This is a genomic window from Streptomyces sp. NBC_01142 (assembly GCF_026341125.1).
Lineage (GTDB): Bacteria > Actinomycetota > Actinomycetes > Streptomycetales > Streptomycetaceae > Streptomyces.
The window spans coordinates 1,724,830-1,743,109 of sequence record NZ_JAPEOR010000002.1 but is presented as its reverse complement, the minus strand read 5'-3'; the positions used below and the strand labels follow the sequence as shown (position 1 = coordinate 1,743,109).

The 18,280-nt window shown below is 70.8% G+C and carries 14 protein-coding genes and 1 tRNA gene; 12 read left to right on the top strand and 3 right to left on the bottom strand.

Annotated features, from left to right (window positions below):
• Positions 1-111: 111 nt before the first annotated feature.
• Positions 112-1,335, top strand: a complete 1,224-nt coding sequence (gene metK / locus OG883_RS25360) for a methionine adenosyltransferase (RefSeq protein WP_266545073.1) — start codon at positions 112-114, stop codon at positions 1,333-1,335.
• A gap of 374 nt (positions 1,336-1,709) precedes the next feature.
• On the opposite strand, the gene OG883_RS25355 is transcribed toward metK, so the two are convergent.
• Both OG883_RS25355 and OG883_RS25350 read right to left on the bottom strand, forming a co-directional pair.
• Positions 1,710-2,114: a TraR/DksA C4-type zinc finger protein gene (locus OG883_RS25355; protein WP_266545072.1), complete on the bottom strand. Its 405-nt coding sequence runs from the start codon at positions 2,112-2,114 to the stop codon at positions 1,710-1,712.
• A gap of 624 nt (positions 2,115-2,738) precedes the next feature.
• A tRNA-Arg gene (locus OG883_RS25350) sits at positions 2,739-2,811 on the bottom strand.
• Positions 2,812-3,118: 307 nt separating this feature from the next.
• On the opposite strand from OG883_RS25350, the gene OG883_RS25345 reads away from it, so the two are divergent.
• The 4 genes from OG883_RS25345 (at position 3,119) to OG883_RS25330 (ending at position 8,804) form a co-directional block, all read left to right on the top strand.
• A complete protein-coding gene (locus OG883_RS25345; protein WP_266545070.1) occupies positions 3,119-4,729 on the top strand; it encodes a dynamin family protein in 1,611 nt (536 codons plus the stop codon).
• Between the two features lie 5 nt (positions 4,730-4,734).
• Positions 4,735-6,537: a GTPase gene (locus tag OG883_RS25340; protein ID WP_266545067.1), complete on the top strand. Its 1,803-nt coding sequence runs from the start codon at positions 4,735-4,737 to the stop codon at positions 6,535-6,537.
• Positions 6,538-6,718: 181 nt separating this feature from the next.
• Positions 6,719-7,135 carry a single-stranded DNA-binding protein gene (locus tag OG883_RS25335; protein WP_266545064.1) on the top strand — a complete coding sequence of 139 codons (417 nt, stop codon included), beginning with the start codon at positions 6,719-6,721 and terminating at the stop codon, positions 7,133-7,135.
• Between the two features lie 322 nt (positions 7,136-7,457).
• On the top strand, positions 7,458-8,804 hold the full coding sequence (locus tag OG883_RS25330) for an LAETG motif-containing sortase-dependent surface protein (protein ID WP_266545061.1): 1,347 nt from the start codon (positions 7,458-7,460) through the stop codon (positions 8,802-8,804).
• Positions 8,805-9,002: 198 nt separating this feature from the next.
• On the opposite strand, the gene OG883_RS25325 is transcribed toward OG883_RS25330, so the two are convergent.
• Positions 9,003-9,731: a hypothetical protein gene (locus OG883_RS25325; RefSeq protein ID WP_266545059.1), complete on the bottom strand. Its 729-nt coding sequence runs from the start codon at positions 9,729-9,731 to the stop codon at positions 9,003-9,005.
• Between the two features lie 185 nt (positions 9,732-9,916).
• Here OG883_RS25325 and OG883_RS25320 point away from each other — a divergent pair, with 185 nt between their 5' ends.
• The 7 genes from OG883_RS25320 to solA all read left to right on the top strand — a co-directional run bounded on the left by OG883_RS25320 (position 9,917) and on the right by solA (position 18,267).
• The gene (locus OG883_RS25320; RefSeq protein WP_266545056.1) at positions 9,917-10,498 is read left to right on the top strand and encodes an HdeD family acid-resistance protein; all 582 of its coding nucleotides are present in this window, start codon (positions 9,917-9,919) and stop codon (positions 10,496-10,498) included.
• A gap of 270 nt (positions 10,499-10,768) precedes the next feature.
• Complete coding sequence (gene ettA / locus OG883_RS25315; protein WP_266545053.1) at positions 10,769-12,433, top strand: energy-dependent translational throttle protein EttA; 1,665 nt, start codon at positions 10,769-10,771, stop codon at positions 12,431-12,433.
• 7 nt (positions 12,434-12,440) lie between these two features.
• Positions 12,441-12,884, top strand: coding sequence for a thioesterase family protein (locus OG883_RS25310; RefSeq protein ID WP_266545051.1), 444 nt, complete (start codon positions 12,441-12,443; stop codon positions 12,882-12,884).
• Positions 12,881-13,570, top strand: coding sequence for a hypothetical protein (locus tag OG883_RS25305; protein ID WP_266545049.1), 690 nt, complete (start codon positions 12,881-12,883; stop codon positions 13,568-13,570). The genes OG883_RS25310 and OG883_RS25305 overlap by 4 nt, the downstream gene beginning before the upstream one ends.
• A 77-nt stretch (positions 13,571-13,647) precedes the next feature.
• Positions 13,648-14,412 carry an IclR family transcriptional regulator gene (locus OG883_RS25300; RefSeq protein ID WP_266545046.1) on the top strand — a complete coding sequence of 255 codons (765 nt, stop codon included), beginning with the start codon at positions 13,648-13,650 and terminating at the stop codon, positions 14,410-14,412.
• Positions 14,413-14,635: 223 nt separating this feature from the next.
• Positions 14,636-17,101 (top strand): FAD-dependent oxidoreductase, encoded by a 2,466-nt coding sequence (locus tag OG883_RS25295; RefSeq protein ID WP_266545043.1) that lies wholly within the window; start codon positions 14,636-14,638, stop codon positions 17,099-17,101.
• 11 nt (positions 17,102-17,112) lie between these two features.
• Entirely contained in the window at positions 17,113-18,267 is a 1,155-nt protein-coding gene (gene solA / locus OG883_RS25290) for an N-methyl-L-tryptophan oxidase (protein ID WP_266545041.1), read from the top strand.
• Positions 18,268-18,280 lie beyond the last annotated feature (13 nt).

The following is an 18,280-nucleotide window of genomic DNA, read 5'->3' as shown; positions in this document are numbered from 1 at the left end:
CCGTCCAGGAGTTGTCCTGTCCGCGCCCGCTTCCGCCCTCTCCGGGCGGCGGAGGCGGGCGCGGCTCTGTCTTCGGCCGCACCATTCGCCACACCCTTAGGAGAAGTAACGGTGAGTCGCCGCCTGTTCACCTCGGAGTCCGTGACCGAGGGTCACCCCGACAAGATCGCTGACCAGATCAGCGACACGATTCTCGACGCGCTTCTGCGGGAGGACCCGACCTCCCGGGTCGCCGTGGAGACGTTGATCACCACCGGTCTGGTGCACATCGCGGGCGAGGTGACGACCAAGGCGTACGCCCCGATCCCCAAGCTCGTGCGCGACAAGATCCTCGAGATCGGTTACGACTCCTCGAAGAAGGGCTTCGACGGCGCCTCGTGCGGCGTCTCGGTGTCGATCGGCGCGCAGTCGGCGGACATCGCGCAAGGTGTCGACACCGCGTACGAGAAGCGGGTCGAGGGTGCCGCCACAGGTGAGGGAGAGGACGAGCTCGACAAGCAGGGCGCGGGCGACCAGGGCCTGATGTTCGGTTATGCCTGTGACGAGACGCCCGAGTTGATGCCGCTGCCGATCCACCTGGCGCACCGGCTCTCCCGCCGGCTGTCGGAGGTCCGCAAGAACGGGACCATCCCGTATCTGCGTCCGGACGGCAAGACGCAGGTCACCATCGAGTACGACGGTGACAAGGCGGTCCGTCTGGACACCGTCGTCGTCTCCTCGCAGCACGCGTCCGACATCGACCTGGACTCGCTGCTGGCTCCCGACATCCGTGAGTTCGTTGTCGAGCACGTGCTGAAGCAGCTGATCGAGGACGGCATCAAGCTGGACACCGATGGCTACCGGCTGCTGGTCAACCCGACCGGTCGTTTCGAGATCGGCGGCCCGATGGGTGACGCCGGCCTGACCGGCCGCAAGATCATTATTGACACGTACGGGGGCATGGCCCGCCACGGTGGTGGCGCGTTCTCGGGCAAGGACCCGTCCAAGGTCGACCGCTCGGCCGCCTACGCCATGCGCTGGGTCGCCAAGAACGTGGTGGCGGCCGGTCTGGCCTCGCGCTGCGAGGTCCAGGTCGCGTACGCCATCGGCAAGGCCGAGCCGGTCGGACTCTTCGTGGAGACCTTCGGCACCGCCACGCTGGAGGTCGACAAGATCGAGCAGGCCATCGCGGAGGTCTTCGACCTGCGTCCGGCCGCGATCATCCGCGACCTCGACCTGCTGCGCCCGATCTACGCGCAGACGGCTGCGTACGGCCACTTCGGCCGCGAGCTGCCGGACTTCACCTGGGAGCGCACCGACCGCGTGGAAGCCCTGCGCAAGGCCGCGGGCCTGTAGCGACGGCCACCGGACCGGGCTCGGAGCTGTTCCCCGCACCCCCGCGTCCCCGCCTCCCGCCGGAGTGCCCTGCCGGCCCTCCGTCCCGGAGCGCCCCCGCGACCGACCGGGGGCGCTCCGGCTGCCGGCTGCCGGGTGCCGCGGTTTGTCGCCCCGTCGCCACTGACGTGCAGGGAAGGCCGTCCGCGGGGGAGGGCAGATCATCGTGCGGGAAGGGCGCCCTTGGTAGGACTCGCACCTGCCGCCAAGGGGTTGGAAGGCGCTTCGACACGCATCCGACAGGCACGGCTTGCGTTCCACGTGGCTGCCAGGTGCCGAGCGTGTCCCATTGGGCGTTGCCGCGTTTCCCGCGTTCCTGCGCCGCCGGTGCGCCCCTAAGCCCGCCCCGGTCGGCGGGGGCCGGCCGCGGCACAGCGCACGCAGGTGCTCGCCGCCGGGCGCACCTCCAGACGCTCCGCCGGGATCGGCTCGCCGCACCCCTTGCACCGCCCGTAGTCGCCTCGCTCCAGCCGTTCCAGCGCCCGGTCCAGCTCGGCCAGGTGGTCGCGCGCCTGTGCCAGCAACGCGGCGACATGGGCCCGCTCGAAGGCGGTGCTCGCCCCCTCCGGGTCGTGCTCGTCATCGATCGCCACCAGGGCATTCGCCTCGACGATCCCGTCGAATTCACGGCTCAATGCCGCGATCTGCGCGCTCGTGCCGGCACTCTCGGCCGCCAGCCGCTGGCGGACGGACTCACGCTCGACCGGGGGCAAAGCGGCATGAGGGGACGAATCGCTCACCCATCCGACAACATCGGCAGTCGGGTTCGCATTCCGCGCGCCCACGGCTCGGGTGCCGAAGACCCGTCCGTGGCTGCCGCGCCACTCAGGTCAGGGCTGAAGCCCGGTGACCTCCTCTCCCCGGAGGGCAAACGAACATGTTCTCCGGCTCGGCCTTCCGGCGCGCCTGGCGGCATGCTCGACAGGAAACCCTGACGTCCGAGGAATTCGCCCCGCCGCTCGGCAAGCGCGTGTACGACCTGCGGGACACTTGCCTGACGGCGTGGCGCAACGCGGGGATCCCGCCGGCACAAGCCGCCAAATGGGCGGGCAAGCGTGCCGGTCCTGCTCGCCACGTACGCCCGATGCATCTCTGGTCTGCCCAAGGATCACCAGAGGTGGACCGAGGCGGGGGGAGCTCCCCCGACCTGGCGGAGGATCGCTGAACCGCCCCGCGAAACGTCGACAGGTATGCGACAGGGCCACCCGCAGGAACCCGGTGGCAGCCGGGCGGCACCGGGCCGCCCCTCGTGATCACTGAGAGCGGTCCGGTGCTTACGCGTCTGCTACCGCCGCCTCGCTACACTTCCCTGACCAGCAAAAAGGCCCTCCCGTGAGGAGGGCCGATCGGCCTCGCAGTATGTGCGCCCCCGGCAGGACTCGAACCTGCGGCCAAGCGCTTAGAAGGCGCCTGCTCTATCCACTGAGCTACGGGGGCCGGATGGTGGCCTCGGTGGCCCGGAGCCCTGATCGGGCGGCCCGTGACCTTGCCGGGCTCAAGGATAGGGCTCCGATCGCCTTGACCCGGTTGCTTCACCTGCGTGGCACGATGTGGAGGTTCGGTGAAGCGAACCGATAATCGCAGGCAGGTGCGATTCCTGCACCGCTTTTGACGTCTCGCGTCCCGGGTGTTGTGCACTCGTTATGCCTGCGCCCCACTCATCCCGTCTGTCCCGTCTCTCGGGTCGGCGCGCAGAGATACCCATACGCTTCAAAAAGCCGCCAAAGTTGGGCATTCTTCGCATGTGGTGACCTTGGATGCACGGCCTCAGCTCATCGATGCACTTTCCGCCCTGCGCGACCGTGTCGCCGCCGTGCGTCTCCCTCTTCCCCTTCCTGGTGCCCCACGCGCCCGGCAGACGCGCGTCGAGCTGCTGGCGCAGCTCGACGACTACCTCGTGCCTCGGCTCAAAGAGCCCGAAGCTCCACTCCTCGCGGTCGTCGGCGGATCCACCGGAGCCGGAAAGTCGACGCTCGTCAACTCCCTTGTGGGGCGGAGGGTCAGTGACGCGGGGGTGCTGCGGCCCACCACGCGCACGCCCGTGCTGGTGTGCCACCCCGACGACCACCACTGGTTCGCGGGGATGCGGGTGCTGCCCCACCTCAGCCGCGTATGGCTGCCGCAGCAGGAAGAGACGGAGGGGGTGCACGAGGGCGCGGGCGATGCCGCCGAGGAGAACTCGCTGCGGGTCGAGACCGCCGCCGCCCTGCCCCGCGGACTCGCCCTCCTCGACGCCCCCGACATCGACTCGCTGGTCGTCGAGAACCGGCTGCTGGCCGCCGAGTTGATCTGCGCCGCCGATGTGTGGGTGATGGTGACGACCGCCTCGCGCTACGCCGACGCAGTGCCATGGCATCTGCTCCGTACGGCCAAGGAGTACGACGCCACGTTGGTCACCGTGCTGGACCGGGTGCCGCACCAGGTCCTCGCGGATGTCTCGCGGCAGTACGGGGCGCTGCTCACCAAGGCCGGTCTCGGCGAGGTGCCGCGGTTCACGATCCCCGAGCTGCCCGAGTCGGCCGGCGGCGGCAACGGGCTGCTGCCCAACAGTGCCGTCGCGCCGCTGTTCAACTGGCTGGCCCACCGGGCGCAGGACCCGGCGGCCAGGCAGCAGGCACTGGCCCGTACGGCAGCGGGTGTGATCGATTCGCTCAATGCGCGGATGCCCGAGCTCGCGAGCGCGGTGGCCGGGCAGTACGCGGCGGCCGTACGGCTCACGGGGGCGGTCGATGAGGCGTACGAGACGGAGCGCGCGCGGGTCCGCGGCAGGCTGCGCGCCGGCGCAGTGCTCTCCGGGGACGCACGGACCCGGTGGCGCGGCTACCCCCGCTTCAGCTCCGCGGGCGAGCTCCTCGACTCCTTGGTCGCCAGCCTCTCCGCGCTGCTGCAGTGTGCCGTCGCCGCCGCCGACGAGCACGTACTGGAGGCGTGGCGGCGCGAGCCGGCCGCTGCGGCGGTCGCCGTTCAGGGCCGCGTCGACCTGGAGTCGGTGGAGCGGATCGGGATCGCCGTACGCCGATGGCGACGGGAGGTGGAGGAGCTCGCCGAGGAAGAGGTGCGCCGGCTGGAGCGGACCGTCGCGCCCGACCCCGAGACGGTGGCCGCGCTGCTCGCTGCGGCGCTGTTCGGCGGGCGCCGGGCCCGCACCGCGGGGGAGCGGCTCGCCGAGCTGATCGGGGCCCAGGGCGCGCTGCGGCTGCGCGACAAGGGCGGCGAGCTGGTGGCGGCGCACATCGATCGCGTACTGCACAGCGAACGGGACCGGCGTCTCGCGCCGCTGGACGCACTCGAAGTGAGCCCTGAGCCGCAGGCAGAACTGATCGCCGCGCTGTCCGTACTGCAGAAGGAGAGGTGACCGCGGTGACCGCCATCACTGACGACGAGAACGAGACCGGCGACCGCTGGGACGACGGGCTGATCGCCCGGCGCGCGGCGGAGCCGGACGAGGACGGGGAGACGGAGGCCGAAGCCGCGGAGGCTCTCCTCGACGAGGAGCATCTGCCGATCGGCGGGCCCTACGTCGGGCCGCTGCGGGTACGGCTCGACGCCCTGCGCGAGCTGATCGGGCTGTCACAGACCCGGCTGGACGGGAAGACCCTCGCCGAGGCCGGCCGGGTCCTCGACGAGGCCGCCGCCCGGCAGCGGCTCTCCGCCCGGCACACCGTCGTCGCCATCGCGGGAGCGACCGGGAGTGGGAAGTCGGCGCTGTTCAACGCGCTGGCCCAGGTGCCGATCTCGGAGACCGGACTGCGCAGGCCCACCACCTCAGCGCCCATCGCCTGCACCTGGTCCGACGGTTCGGCCGGGCTCCTGGACCGGCTTGCCATCCCGCCCCGGCTGCGGCGCCGGCCGCTGGCGGGAGGCGACGAGGAACTGTTCGGACTCGTCCTGGTCGATCTGCCCGACCACGATTCGGCGGTGGTCAGGCACCGGGAGCAGGTGGACCGGGTGCTGGCACTGGTCGATGCGGTGATCTGGGTCGTCGACCCGGAGAAGTACGCGGACGCCGCCCTGCACGAGCGGTATCTGCGGCCGCTCGCCGGGCATGCGGAGATCACCTTCGTGGTGCTCAACCAGGTGGACCGGCTGCCGGGCGAGGCCGCCGACCTGGTGCTCGACGATCTGCGCCGGCTCCTCGACGAGGACGGCATGGCGCTCGGCGAACACGGCGAGCCGGGCGCCACGGTACTCGCGCTCTCCGCGCTCACCGGAGAGGGAGTCGGTGAACTGCGGGACCTCATCGGCAAGTTCGTGCAGGACCGCAACGCCGCTGCGCGCCGGCTGTCCGCCGATGTGGATGCGGCCGCGACGAAGCTCCGCTCGGTGTACGTCGCCGACGGGCGTACCGGTCTCGGCGAGCGGTCGCGCGAGGACTTCTCGGCACGGCTGGCGGAGGCGGTCGGCGCGGCGGCGGCCGGCGAGGCGGCGGAGCGCGAGTGGACCAGGAATGCGGGACGGGCGTGCGGGACGCCCTGGCTGCGGCTGTGGCGCTGGTACGAGCGCACCCGGATGCCGGGGGGCCGGCTGCCCGAGGCCACGGTGCCGGTCGAGGAGGAACTCACGGCACGGCAGCGGGTCGAGCAGGCGGTGCGTACGGTCGCGGACGAGGCGGCGCAGGGGCTGCCCGCGCCGTGGGCAACGGCGGTGCGCGAGGCGGCGGTGCGCGGGGCCGAGGGGCTGCCGGAGGCGCTGGACGAGCTGGCGGTGCGCGAGGTGGATGTCCGGGGCCGGCGGCCGCTGCGGCCCGCGTGGTGGCCGGCCGCGGTACTCGCGCAGGCGTCGATGACGCTGCTGCAGATCTACGGCGGGCTGTGGCTGGTGGGCCAGATCGTCGGCGTGCTGGAGCCGGGGCTGCTGGCGCCGGTGCTGGTGATGCTCGCCGGGATCGTGGGCGGGCCGCTGGTGGAGTGGGCGTGCGCGGCGGCCGCACGCGGGCCCGCGCGGCGGTACGGGCAGGACGCGCAGCGCCGGCTGCAGGAGGCGGCCGCGGGGTGCGGGCGGGCGAGGGTGCTCGATCCGGTGGCGGCGGAGCTGCTCCGGTACCGGGAGGTGCGGGAGCAGTACGCGACCGTGTCGGGGTCGGGTTCGGAGTCGGGTTCCGGGCCGGGGACGGGGGGGACGGGCGTGGGGTCCGGCGTGGCGGCGAGAGCGCGCGTCAGGTGACGGAGAGGGGGGCGGGCGGGAGCCGCCCGGAGTGTCCGGCCCGGGGTGCCCTTTCGGGTGGCGGAGTTGTCCACAGAAGCGCGGTGGTCCACAGGCGTCGGCGGGAACTTCCCGTCCGGTCCAGCATGGAGACCGGTCGGTAGCGGCCGGTCAATGCAACCGGACGGGGAGGTGTGCCGTCATGAACGACACGATGGTGACGGTGGTGGGCAATGTCGCCACGAATGTGGAGTACCGGGAATCGGCGACAGGAGGGGTGGCGCGATTCCGATTTGCGGTGACGCCGCGTCGGTGGGACCGGCAGAGCGGGAGCTGGTCGGACGGACACACCAACTTCTACACGGTCTTCGCCCGGCGGGCGCTGGCCATGAATCTGGCAGGCTCGGTCTCCGTCGGTGAACCTCTTCTCGTACACGGGAGACTGAAGGTGCGCGAGGAGGAGCGGGACGGGCAGCGCAGAACATTCGTGGACATCGAAGCGGTGGCGGTGGGACACGACCTGTCGCGGGGAACGTCGGCATTCCGCCGGGTGGTGAAGGGGGAACCGAATCTGACGGAGCGTCCCCTGGAGGTTGCTGCGCCGGCTCCTGTGCCCTGACCTGGCGGCCCGGGTCGTCCGGGCCTGTCCTGGGCGGGAGTTGTGAAGATTTGCCGAATCCGAAACGGGCAAACGGGGGTGGCGGGTCGGCGGCGATAACGATTCCGAGTCGGAATGGTTGTCTGACGGTATGACGGGGGACGGGGGTGCGCGGCATCCTTAGGATTTCCGGGTACTCACGGGGCACTTGAGTCTGCAGGCGAGGCACTCCCCCCACGCGTCACGCGAAAGGCCTCGCCCGGAGGGGAATTCTGTGTTTGCTGTGTTCTCTGCGTCAGCTGTACGCAGGCGGGGCGCTGCTCGTCGTCTTACTGCCGCGGCCATGATTTCCGGCCTGATCGCGACGGGCTCCATGGCGGGTGCGAGTGCGGCCGCCGCAGACGAGAGCCCTCAGCACCAGGGCGGCGCGGTCGCCACTCTCGACGGGCTGAAGACTTTCGACCGCGCCGTGCTCCGCGCGAACGGCAAGAACCACGAGATTCCCGCCGGGCTGTTCGAGATGACCGTCGACGGGGGCGGCCGGCTCAAGACGTACTGCATCGACATCCACAACCCGACCCAGGACCAGGCGAAGTATCTGGAGACCCCCTGGAACCAGACGTCCCTGGGCGGCAACAGGAGCGCGGGCAGGATCCGCTGGATCCTGCAGCACTCCTACCCCCAGATCGACGACCTGGCGGCGCTGGCCAAGAACGCGGGCACCGGGTCCCTCACCGAGAAGACCGCGGCGGCCGGCACCCAAGTGGCGATCTGGCGCCACTCGGACGGCGCGGACGTCCAGGCCATCGACCCGCAGGCGGAGAAGCTCGCGGACTGGCTGGAGGCCAAGGCGCAGAACGTCGCGGAGCCCAAGGCCTCGCTCAGCCTCGAGCCGAACGCGGTCTCCGGCAAGGCGGGCGGCCGCCTCGGCCCCGTCACGGTCCGCACCGACGCCGGGCAGGTCACCGTGAACCCGCCGGCCGACGCGGCCGCCAGCGGCATCAAGATCACGGACGCGGCCGGCAAGCCCGTCACCTCCGCGGTCAACGGCAGCAAGCTGTACTTCGACGTCCCGTCCCGGGCCGCGGACGGTACGGCGACGCTGACCGCGCAGGCCACCACCTCCGTGCCGGTGGGCCGGGCGTTCGCCGGGGTGACCAAGAGCCAGACCCAGATCCTGGCGGGCTCCAGTGAGTCCACGGTCTCCGCGAACGCCACCGCGACCTGGGCGAAGGCGGGCGCGATACCGGCCCTGTCCGCCAAGAAGAACTGCGTCAAGAACGGCGTGGACATCACCGCCACCAACAAGGGCGACGCGCCGTTCACCTTCGAGCTGATGGGCTTCAAGCACTCCATAGCGGCCGGTGCGTCCAGGACCGTCACCATCCCGGTCGCCGAGGACCAGGCCTACGACTTCACCATCACCGGACCCGGCGGCCTCACGAAGAACTTCAAGGGCGTGCTGGACTGCAAGACCACCGGCAGCACGATCACGACCGCAGGGGCGCCCGCGCCCCAGCCGAGCCCCGCCTCGGCCGGCGGCACCACCGCGGGTCTTGAGGGCGACCTCGCCGAGACGGGCGGCTCCACCGCCACCCCGAAGATCGCGGGCATCGCGGTCGTCCTGGTCGTGGTCGGCGGCGGCGCCGTCTTCTTCCTCCGCAAGAAGACGACCCCCACCGGGGAGTGAGCGAGCGTCAGCGCAACGCGAGGCCGCGCTGACGAAGGCCCCGGCAGGCCAGGCTCACGCCGAGCGTCCCGGGGCCGGCCTCTACCGTCAGCACTCGTGTGCGCTGCCCGTCGAGCTGTGAGGATGCCGCCGGTGCCGCCCGAGGTGTCTGACCCTCCATCCGGCCGCCGCATGCTGCCTTGTTGATGAGTCGTGCGCTCAGCGGGGTCCCTTGGTCGATCCCTGGCCGCGGCCGGGGTGGTCGCCGGAGTTCCCCTTGCCCGGCGCGCTCGTGGTGGAGGCGGCTGTGGTCGTGGGTAGCGCGGTGGTGGGTTCGTTGCTCTCGCCGCCGGTCTTGGAGGCGCTCGCCGAGGGGTTCGGGTTCGCGGACCCTCCGGGCGTGGCGGACGGGGCGGCGGTGGGTCCGGCGGTCGAGCCGGGCCGGTCCGTGGCCGTCGTCGAGCCGTCCTGTTCCTGCTTCTGCAAGTGCTTCTGCGTCCGCTCCTGCTGCCTCCAGGGCAGCGGGCCGCCGGAGGGCACCGAACTGAAGAATCCGGCTGTCGCGACGGCGATGAAGACAGCACAGAGCGCCGCGGCAGCGAGGACCGCACGGCGGAACAGCCGGCTGCGGCGGCCCGATGGATCGACGAAGACCGAGCCGTCGTTGTGCCCGACGTCGTCAGGCACAACCCCGTGACCGGTCGCCGCCGTCTCCTGCCACCCGTGCGCCGCCGCCGGATCCACGTATCCGTCATAAGCCTGGGCCCCATCGCCGTTCGGGTGGTACACGGCCGGCGGGCCCGGGGTGACGCCACCGTCCTGGTAGGCGCCGTTCCCCGCGTGTACGCCAAGGGTGCCGTCCGCGACGTTCGCTTGGTTCGCGTCGTACACACTCTCGGCGCCGCTTGCGCCGTACGCACCGTAGTTGCGCTGAGGGTCCCAGGACATGGGGGCAGAGTGTAGAGACTCCCTGCTGGGCACCGGCATGCGGGCCCTGGCCTGTGGACTGTCCGTGGACACACGAAGGGGGCGGTCGCACTCGACCGGCAGCTCCTGCCGTGCGGGGATGCCCGAAGCGACAGAAGATGGGTGCGTCCTCACGTCACCGGGCTTGTGCACGAAAGGCGGGTGCCATGACCTCCCTTGCCGGCGATGTATCAGGAGGCGCGCTCGGCACCCTCGCCAAGCGCGCCTGGCAGGTCCTCCTCGGTGCCGGAATCGCCGCCATCGCCCTGGGTGCCTGCATCCTTGCCTGGCCCGAGGCGACGCTGGTGGTGGTCGGTGCCCTCTTCGGTGTCTACCTGCTGGTCAACGGCGCTTTTCAGCTGGCGGGCGCCTTCGGGTCGCATGTGCCCGGCAGTATGCGGGTGCTGCATTTCGTCACCGGAGCGCTGAGCGTGCTGCTCGGACTGCTCTGCTTCCGCGGAGCGGCACAGTCGTTGTTCCTCTTGGCCCTGTGGATCGGATTCGGCTGGCTGCTCCGCGGGATCATGCTGGTGGTCGTGGCGGTTTCCACCGAGGGGCTGCCCGCCCGCGGCTGGCAGGTGTTCCTCGGCGCCGTCACCCTCCTGGCCGGCGTCGTACTGATCATCTTCCCGTTCGGCTCGCTCGCGGCCCTCGCTCTGGTGTCCGGCCTCTGGCTGATCGTTCTGGGCGTGGTCGAGGTGGTCTACGCCCTTCGTCTCAGATCTCTGGCAGCCCGCCACGCCGCCTGACCCAGCCGCCCCACGTGTGCCCGCACCGGACTTGACCGGACGGGTGCCGGCTTCCCGGTGTCTTCTGCCGACGGCTTCCCCGGCCGTCCCTGGGCCGTGCAAGCCGCCCGGCAGTGACCGATGGCGACATTCAGTGCCAGATCGACGACGAGTGCGATCAAGGAACGACCAGGTCATGGACCCTCGGCCATACTGGTTTCCTTCGCGGGGTGGCGGTCAGGCAAGATGGGGTGTATCTGCCCACCCACTCCTCCTGCCGGACGGTTTCTCTTGGCTGAGTTCATCTACACCATGCGCAAGACGCGCAAGGCGCACGGCGACAAGGTCATCCTTGACGACGTCACCTTGAACTTCCTGCCTGGCGCGAAGATCGGTGTGGTCGGCCCGAACGGCGCCGGTAAGTCCACCGTTCTCAAGATCATGGCGGGGCTTGAGCAGCCCTCCAACGGTGACGCGTTCATCTCGCCCGGATTCAGCGTCGGCATCCTCATGCAGGAGCCGAAGCTCGACGAGTCGAAGACGGTCCTCGAGAACGTCCAGGACGGCGCCGCCGAGATCATGGGCAAGCTGCAGCGCTTCAACGAGGTCGCCGAGCTGATGGCGACCGACTACTCCGACGCGCTGATGGAGGAGATGGGCAAGCTCCAGGAAGACCTGGACCACGCCAACGCCTGGGACCTCGACGCCCAGCTGGAGCAGGCCATGGACGCGCTGGGCTGCCCGCCCGGTGACTGGCCCGTCACCAACCTCTCCGGTGGCGAGAAGCGCCGCGTCGCGCTCTGCAAGCTGCTGATCGAGGCGCCCGACCTGCTGCTCCTCGACGAGCCCACCAACCACCTGGACGCCGAGTCGGTGAACTGGCTGGAGCAGCACCTCTCGAAGTACGCGGGCGCCGTTGTCGCCGTCACTCACGACCGGTACTTCCTCAACAACGTCGCCGAGTGGATTCTCGAGCTGGACCGCGGCCGCGCGCACCCGTACGAGGGCAACTACTCCACCTACCTGGAGAAGAAGGCCGCGCGCCTCAAGGTCGAGGGCCGCAAGGACGAGAAGCGCCAGAAGCGGCTCAAGGAAGAGCTGGAGTGGGTCCGGTCCAACGCCAAGGGCCGTCAGACCAAGTCCAAGGCCCGTCTTGCTCGTTACGAGGAGATGGCCGCCGAGGCGGACAAGATGCGGAAGCTGGACTTCGAGGAGATCCAGATCCCGCCGGGCCCCCGTCTGGGCTCGATCGTCGTCGAGGTCGAGAGCCTCTCCAAGGCGTTCGGTGAGAAGGTCCTCATCGACGACCTGAGCTTCACCCTGCCGCGCAACGGCATCGTCGGCATCATCGGTCCGAACGGCGCGGGCAAGACCACGCTGTTCAAGATGATCCAGGGCCTGGAGACGCCGGACGCCGGCTCCATCAAGGTCGGCGACACCGTCAAGATCTCCTACGTCGACCAGAGCCGCGCCAACATCGACGCCAAGAAGACGCTCTGGGCGGTCGTGTCGGACGAGCTGGACTACATCAACGTCGGCCAGGTCGAGATGCCGTCGCGCGCGTACGTCAGCGCCTTCGGCTTCAAGGGCCCGGACCAGCAGAAGCCGGCCGGAGTCCTCTCCGGCGGTGAGCGCAACCGCCTCAACCTTGCGCTCACCCTCAAGGAGGGCGGCAACCTGCTGCTCCTCGACGAGCCGACCAACGACCTCGACGTCGAGACCCTCTCCTCGCTCGAGAACGCGCTCCTGGAGTTCCCGGGCGCCGCAGTGGTCATCTCCCACGACCGCTGGTTCCTGGACCGAGTGGCGACGCACATCCTCGCCTACGAGGGCGACTCGAAGTGGTACTGGTTCGAGGGCAACTTCGAGTCGTACGAGAAGAACAAGATCGAGCGTCTCGGTGCGGACGCGACCCGCCCGCACCGTGCCACCTACAAGAAGCTCACCCGGGGCTGAGTCGGACATGGCCCGCCACATCTACCGCTGCCCCCTCCGCTGGTCGGACATGGACGCCTTCGGGCATGTCAACAACGTCGTCTTCCTGCGCTACCTGGAAGAGGCGCGGATCGACTTCATGTTCCGGCTGGCGCCGGGGGACGGCTCCCCGTCGTTCTCGGGCGGGTCCGTCGTGGCACGGCACGAGATCGACTACAAGCGGCCGCTGGTCCACCGGCACGAGCCGGTGATCATCGAGTCGTGGGTGACGAAGATCGGCGCGGCGTCGCTGACCATCGCGTACGAGGTCAAGGACGCCGAGGGCCCCGGCGCGCAGATCTATGTGCGGGCCTCGACCATCGTCGTGCCCTACGACATGAGTGCCGAGCGCCCGCGCCGGATCAGCGCGGAGGAGAAATCCTTCCTCCAGGAGTACCTGGACGACGCTGACGAGGGCGCTCTCGTCGCATGAGCGTGCCCGTGCAGAGTCTGCACCTTGCCGATGCGAGGGAGGCGGAGGATCTCGCCGCCTTCCTCGCCCGGTTGATCCACTACGATCGCGCCGCCGCGGTCAGGCTTCAGGCCTGGGGCGCCGGCAGGAATGAACACAGCCTCGCCGTTTTCGGGCGCCCGCCCTCCTTCGAGGTGCTCGCGATCCGTACGGCGCGGCTCGACGACCCCGTCGAACTGGATGTCACCGTCTCCGCGGGCGAGCTGCTGGAGTCCATCGGCGGGGAGAGCGGGGCGGAGTTCACCGTGCCCACCGCCGTCACCGGGCCCCCGTGGGCCGGTGTGCTGCCGCCCCGCGGCGGCTGGCGGGAGCTGACCGGGCTGCCCGAGGTGGGTGCGATGCGGGGCGCTGTGGCCGCCGCCGTCGCCGAGTTCCGCATCCGCGACGAGGCGCTGCCCGAAGAGCGCCGCACCCGCAGCGAGCGGGACCGTATCGGGCGCGAGATCTGGTCGCGCACCGTCGGCGGGACCGGGCTCCCGCTGCGTGCCGTGCACGCCGCCCAGTCGCTCGGCTTTCTGCGCCCGGGCGTCCCCGTTGCCCTGCTGTCCGCGGGCGCATGGCTCAGATTGCGTACACCCTTCGGGTCGATCGCCGTACGCACCAATGGTCTCGGCGGACTGAGTGTCACCCCCACCCGACCCGGTTAACCTCCGCCCAATGGGGCAGGCGCGCACGCACATGGTGCATCGTTGAGCGCGATACGCAACGCAATGCGGGGGTACGGATGACGGAAAAGTCCAGCGCCGTGCAGTCGGTGGACCGCGCAGTGAGCGTGCTCGAGAGCCTCGCCCGGCACGGTGAGGCGGGCGTCACGGAGATCGCCGACGAGCTGGGCGTGCACAAGTCGACCGCGTTCCGGCTGCTCGGGGCGCTGGAGAACCGCGGCCTGGTCGCCCAGTCCAAGGACCGGGGCAAGTACTACCTCGCGGCGGGAATGCTCCGCCTCGCGGGCGCCGCCGCCATCCGGCTCGACATCTCGCAGGAGGGCACACCGCTCTGTCGTGAACTGGCCGACGAGGTGGGCGAGACCGTCAATATCGCGATCCTGGACGACGACGCGGCCGTCAATGTCGCCCAGGCCCGCGGGGCCGCCTCGGTGACAACCTACAACTGGCTCGGCCGGCGCACGCCGCTGCACGCCACCTCCAGCGGCAAGATCCTGCTCGCGTACGCCCCGGTGGCCGCCCGGGACCGGGCACTCGCCGCCGGACTCGAGCGGTTCACGGAGCGTACGGTCACCTCGGCCGCCGAGCTGGGCGCGCAGCTCACCACGGCCGCCGGGCAGGGGTACGCCCTCGCGGTCGAGGAGCTGGAGATCGGGCTGAACGCGGTCGCGGCGCCGGTGTACGCGCACGACGGGGTGGTGACCGGGGCGCTCAGCGTCTCCGGGCCCGCCTACCGGATGGGCGAGGAACTGCTGCCGAAGCTGGCCAAGCGGACGATGGCGGTGGCCGAAGAGCTCTCCCGCCGTATGGGCTACGGGGGTTGAACCCCGGCGGCTACAGGGGCTGAACCCAGCGGCTACGGGAGTTGAACCCGGCGGTCTGTTTCGGCCAGCGGTCCGCGGCTCGCGGCGGCGCCCTCTGGTGTTACATCGAGGGAAATCACACCGTGTGTTGACGCTCAGCCCTTGACGGTGACCGTGCGGCGTTCCCACTATGTCTCCCATCGCGCAACCCGTCGTGCACAGCGCAACAGCTGGGGGTTGAGGCATGCCCAGTACATCCGCCGGCGCATCCGTCGGCACGCCCGTCGTCATCATCGGGGCCGGCATCGTCGGCTGCTCGCTCGCCGATGAACTCACCACACGCGGCTGGACCGACGTCACGGTCCTGGAGCAGGGCCCGCTGCCCGCGCCCGGCGGCTCCACCTCGCACGCACCCGGACTGGTCTTCCGGACCAACCCGTCCCGCACGATGACCTCCTTCGCCGCCTACACCGTCGAGAAGTTCACCGCGCTGGGGGCCTTCGACGCGGTCGGCGGCCTCGAAGTCGCCACCACCGAGGCGCGGTTGGCGGATCTGCACCGCAAGGCCGGGCTCGCCGCCTCCTGGGGCGTACCGGGCGAGGTGCTCGGCCCGCGCCGTTGCAAGGAGCTGTGGCCGCTGCTGGACGAGGAGCGGGTCCTCGGCGGCTTCCACACCCCGGGCGACGGGCTGGCGCGCGCCCTGGACGCGGCCCGGGCCCAGATGGAGCGGGCCAGGGCCCGCGGCGCCCGCTTCCTGGACCGGCACACCGTCACCGGCATCGAGCGGGAGCGCGGCCGCGACGGCAGCCGGGTCACCGCAGTCGTCACCGACCGCGGCTCCTTCCCGGCCGGCCATGTCGTCTCCGCGGCCGGGTTCTGGGGCCCCGTGATCGGCGCGATGGCCGGGGTCGACGTACCGCTGCTGCCGCTCGCCCACCAGTACGCGAGGACCGCAAGCCTGGACGGCACGACCGAGGGTCCGGACGGCACGACCGAGGGTCCGGGCGGCACGACCGAGGGACTGCCGATCCTGCGGCACCAGGACCGCGATCTCTACTTCCGGCAGCACGGCGACCGCATCGGCATCGGTTCCTACGCCCACCGGCCCATGCCCGTCGACCCGTTCGCCGTCCCGGCCTACGACGACGCACCCGTCATGCCGTCCTCCCTCGCCTTCACCCCGGACGACTTCGCGTCGAGCTGGGACGACGCGGTCGAGCTCCTGCCCGCCCTCGAGGAGAGCGCGGTGGACGAGGGCTTCAACGGGGTCTTCTCCTTCACCCCGGACGGGATGCCGGTCCTGGGTGAATCCCGCCGGCTGCGCGGTTTCTGGCTCGCCGAGGCCGTCTGGGTCACCCACTCCGCCGGAGCCGCCCGGGCCGTCGCCGAGTGGATGACCGACGGACGGCCGGGCACCGACATCCACGAGTGCGACATCGCCCGCTTCGAGGAGGCACAGCGCTCACCCGCGTACGTCGCCGAGCGCAGCGCGCAGAACTTCGTCGAGGTGTACGACGTCATCCACCCCCTCCAGCCCCTTGAGCAGCCCCGCCCGCTGCGTACCAGCCCCTTCTACGGCCGGCAGCAGGAGCTCGGCGCGTACTTCCTGGAGGGCGGGGGCTGGGAGCGGCCGCACTGGTACGCGTCCAACTCCCCGCTCACGGAGGAGCTGCCGGTCCCCGGGCGGGACGCGTGGTCGGCGCGGTACTGGTCGCCGATCGCCGCCGCCGAGGCGAAGGCCACCCGCGAGAGGGTCGCGCTGTACGACATGACTCCGCTGCGCCGCCTCGACGTGACCGGGCCCGGCGCGCACGCCTTCCTCCAGCGGATGACCACCAACCAACTGGAGAAACCCGTCGGCTCGGTGACGTACACCCTGCTGCTCGACGAGACCGGCGGCGTACGGTCCGATCTGACGGTGGCCCGGCTGGCGGACGAGAGCTTCCAGGTGGGTGCCAACTCGCCCGCCGACCTCGACTGGCTGCTGCGGCACGCGCCCGCCGCCGTGCAGATACGGGACATCACCCCCGGCACCTGCTGCATCGGAGTCTGGGGGCCGCTCGCCCGCGAGCTCGTCCAGCCGCTCACCCGCGACGACTTCGCGCACCGAGCCTTCGGCTACTTCAAGGCCCGGCAGACGTACATCGGCCAGGTGCCGGTCACCGCGCTGCGGCTCAGCTACGTCGGCGAGCTGGGCTGGGAGCTGTACACCACGGCAGATCTCGGGCTGCGGCTCTGGGACACCCTCTGGGAGGCGGGACAGCGCCTCGGGGTGGTCGCGGCGGGCCGCAGCGCCTTCAACTCCCTGCGGCTCGAGAAGGGCTACCGGGCCTGGGGTCAGGACATGACCGCCGAGGACAGCCCGTACGAGGCGGGGCTCGGCTTCGCGGTACGGCTGGACAAGGGGGACTTCACCGGCCGGGACGCCCTCGACCCCGAGCGGATGCCGCGCCGTCTCACCTGCCTCACCCTCGACGACCCGGCGGCCGTAGTCCTCGGCAAGGAGCCCGTGTACCTCGACGGCGCACCCGCCGGATATGTCACCAGCGCCGGATACGGCTACACGATCGGCCGCTGTATCGCGTACGCCTGGCTGCCGCCGCTGGAGCCCGGCACCGCCGTCCATGTGGAGTACTTCGGCGAGAAGGTCGCGGCGACCGTCGCCGAAGAGCCCCTGTTCGACCCCAAGATGACTCGCATCCGCCGCTAGAAGGGATACACATGGCGCCCGCGTACGACGTGATCGTCCTCGGCCTCGGAGGCATGGGCAGCGCCGCCGCCGCGCATCTCGCCACCCGTGGCGCGCGCGTGCTGGGCCTGGAGAAGTTCGGCCCGGTGCACAGCCGCGGCTCCAGCCACGGTGGTTCGCGGATCACCCGTCAGTCCTACTTCGAGGACCCCGCCTACGTCCCGCTGCTGCTGCGCGCCTACGAGCTGTACGAGGAGCTGGAGCGGGACACCGGCCGCGACATCGCCACCCTGTGCGGCGGGGTGATGGTCGGCAGGCCCGAGTCCCGTACCGTCTCCGGCTCCCTGCGCTCCGCCGAGCAGTGGGACCTGCCGCACGAGATGCTCGACGCGAAGGAGATCCGCCACCGTTTCCCGACGCTGACGCCCGCCGACGACGAGGTCGCGCTGTACGAGGCGCGGGCCGGGCTGCTGCGGCCGGAGAACACCGTCGCCGCCCACCTCCAGCTCGCCACCCAGCGCGGCGCCGAGCTGCACTTCGAGGAGCCGGTCACCCGTTGGGAGCCGTACCGCGACGGAGTCCGCGTCCACACGGCCGAGAACACCTACACCGCGGGCCAACTGGTCATCTGCCCCGGTGCGTGGGCGCCGCAGCTGCTCACCGACCTGAAGGTGCCGTTCAGCATCGAGCGGCAGATCATGTACTGGTTCCAGCCCGAGGGAGGTACCGGGCCGTACGTCCCCGAGCGGCACCCCATCTATGTCTGGGAGGACGCGGCGGGCGTCCAGATCTACGGCTTCCCCGCCATCGACGGACCCGACGGCGGCGCGAAGGCCGCGTTCTTCCGCAAGGGGACCGTCTGCACGCCCGAGACCATCGACCGCACCGTCCACGACCATGAAGTACGGGAGATGGCCGAGCAGTTGGGGTCCTGCCTCCCGACCCTGCCCGGCACCTTCATCAAGGCCGCCACCTGCATGTACTCCACCACCCCCGACGAGCACTTCGTCATCGCCCGGCACCCGGCACACACCGGTGCCGTCACCGTCGCCTGCGGATTCTCCGGGCACGGCTTCAAGTTCGTGCCCGTGGTCGGCGAGATCCTCGCCGACCTGGCGCTGGACGGCACCACGCACCACCCCATCGAGCTCTTCGACCCCGGTCGCATCGCGACCGCGCCCGCCTGATGGAGGCCGCCAC

Coding starts and splice junctions, on each gene's coding strand:
- OG883_RS25335 (WP_266545064.1), top strand. CDS start 6,719: ATGAACGACACGATGGTGACGGTGGTGGGCAATGTCGCCACGAATGTG.
- OG883_RS25300 (WP_266545046.1), top strand. CDS start 13,648: ATGACGGAAAAGTCCAGCGCCGTGCAGTCGGTGGACCGCGCAGTGAGC.
- OG883_RS25325 (WP_266545059.1), bottom strand. CDS start 9,731: ATGTCCTGGGACCCTCAGCGCAACTACGGTGCGTACGGCGCAAGCGGC.
- OG883_RS25310 (WP_266545051.1), top strand. CDS start 12,441: ATGGCCCGCCACATCTACCGCTGCCCCCTCCGCTGGTCGGACATGGAC.
- OG883_RS25295 (WP_266545043.1), top strand. CDS start 14,636: ATGCCCAGTACATCCGCCGGCGCATCCGTCGGCACGCCCGTCGTCATC.
- solA (WP_266545041.1), top strand. CDS start 17,113: ATGGCGCCCGCGTACGACGTGATCGTCCTCGGCCTCGGAGGCATGGGC.
- OG883_RS25320 (WP_266545056.1), top strand. CDS start 9,917: ATGACCTCCCTTGCCGGCGATGTATCAGGAGGCGCGCTCGGCACCCTC.
- OG883_RS25305 (WP_266545049.1), top strand. CDS start 12,881: ATGAGCGTGCCCGTGCAGAGTCTGCACCTTGCCGATGCGAGGGAGGCG.
- OG883_RS25330 (WP_266545061.1), top strand. CDS start 7,458: ATGATTTCCGGCCTGATCGCGACGGGCTCCATGGCGGGTGCGAGTGCG.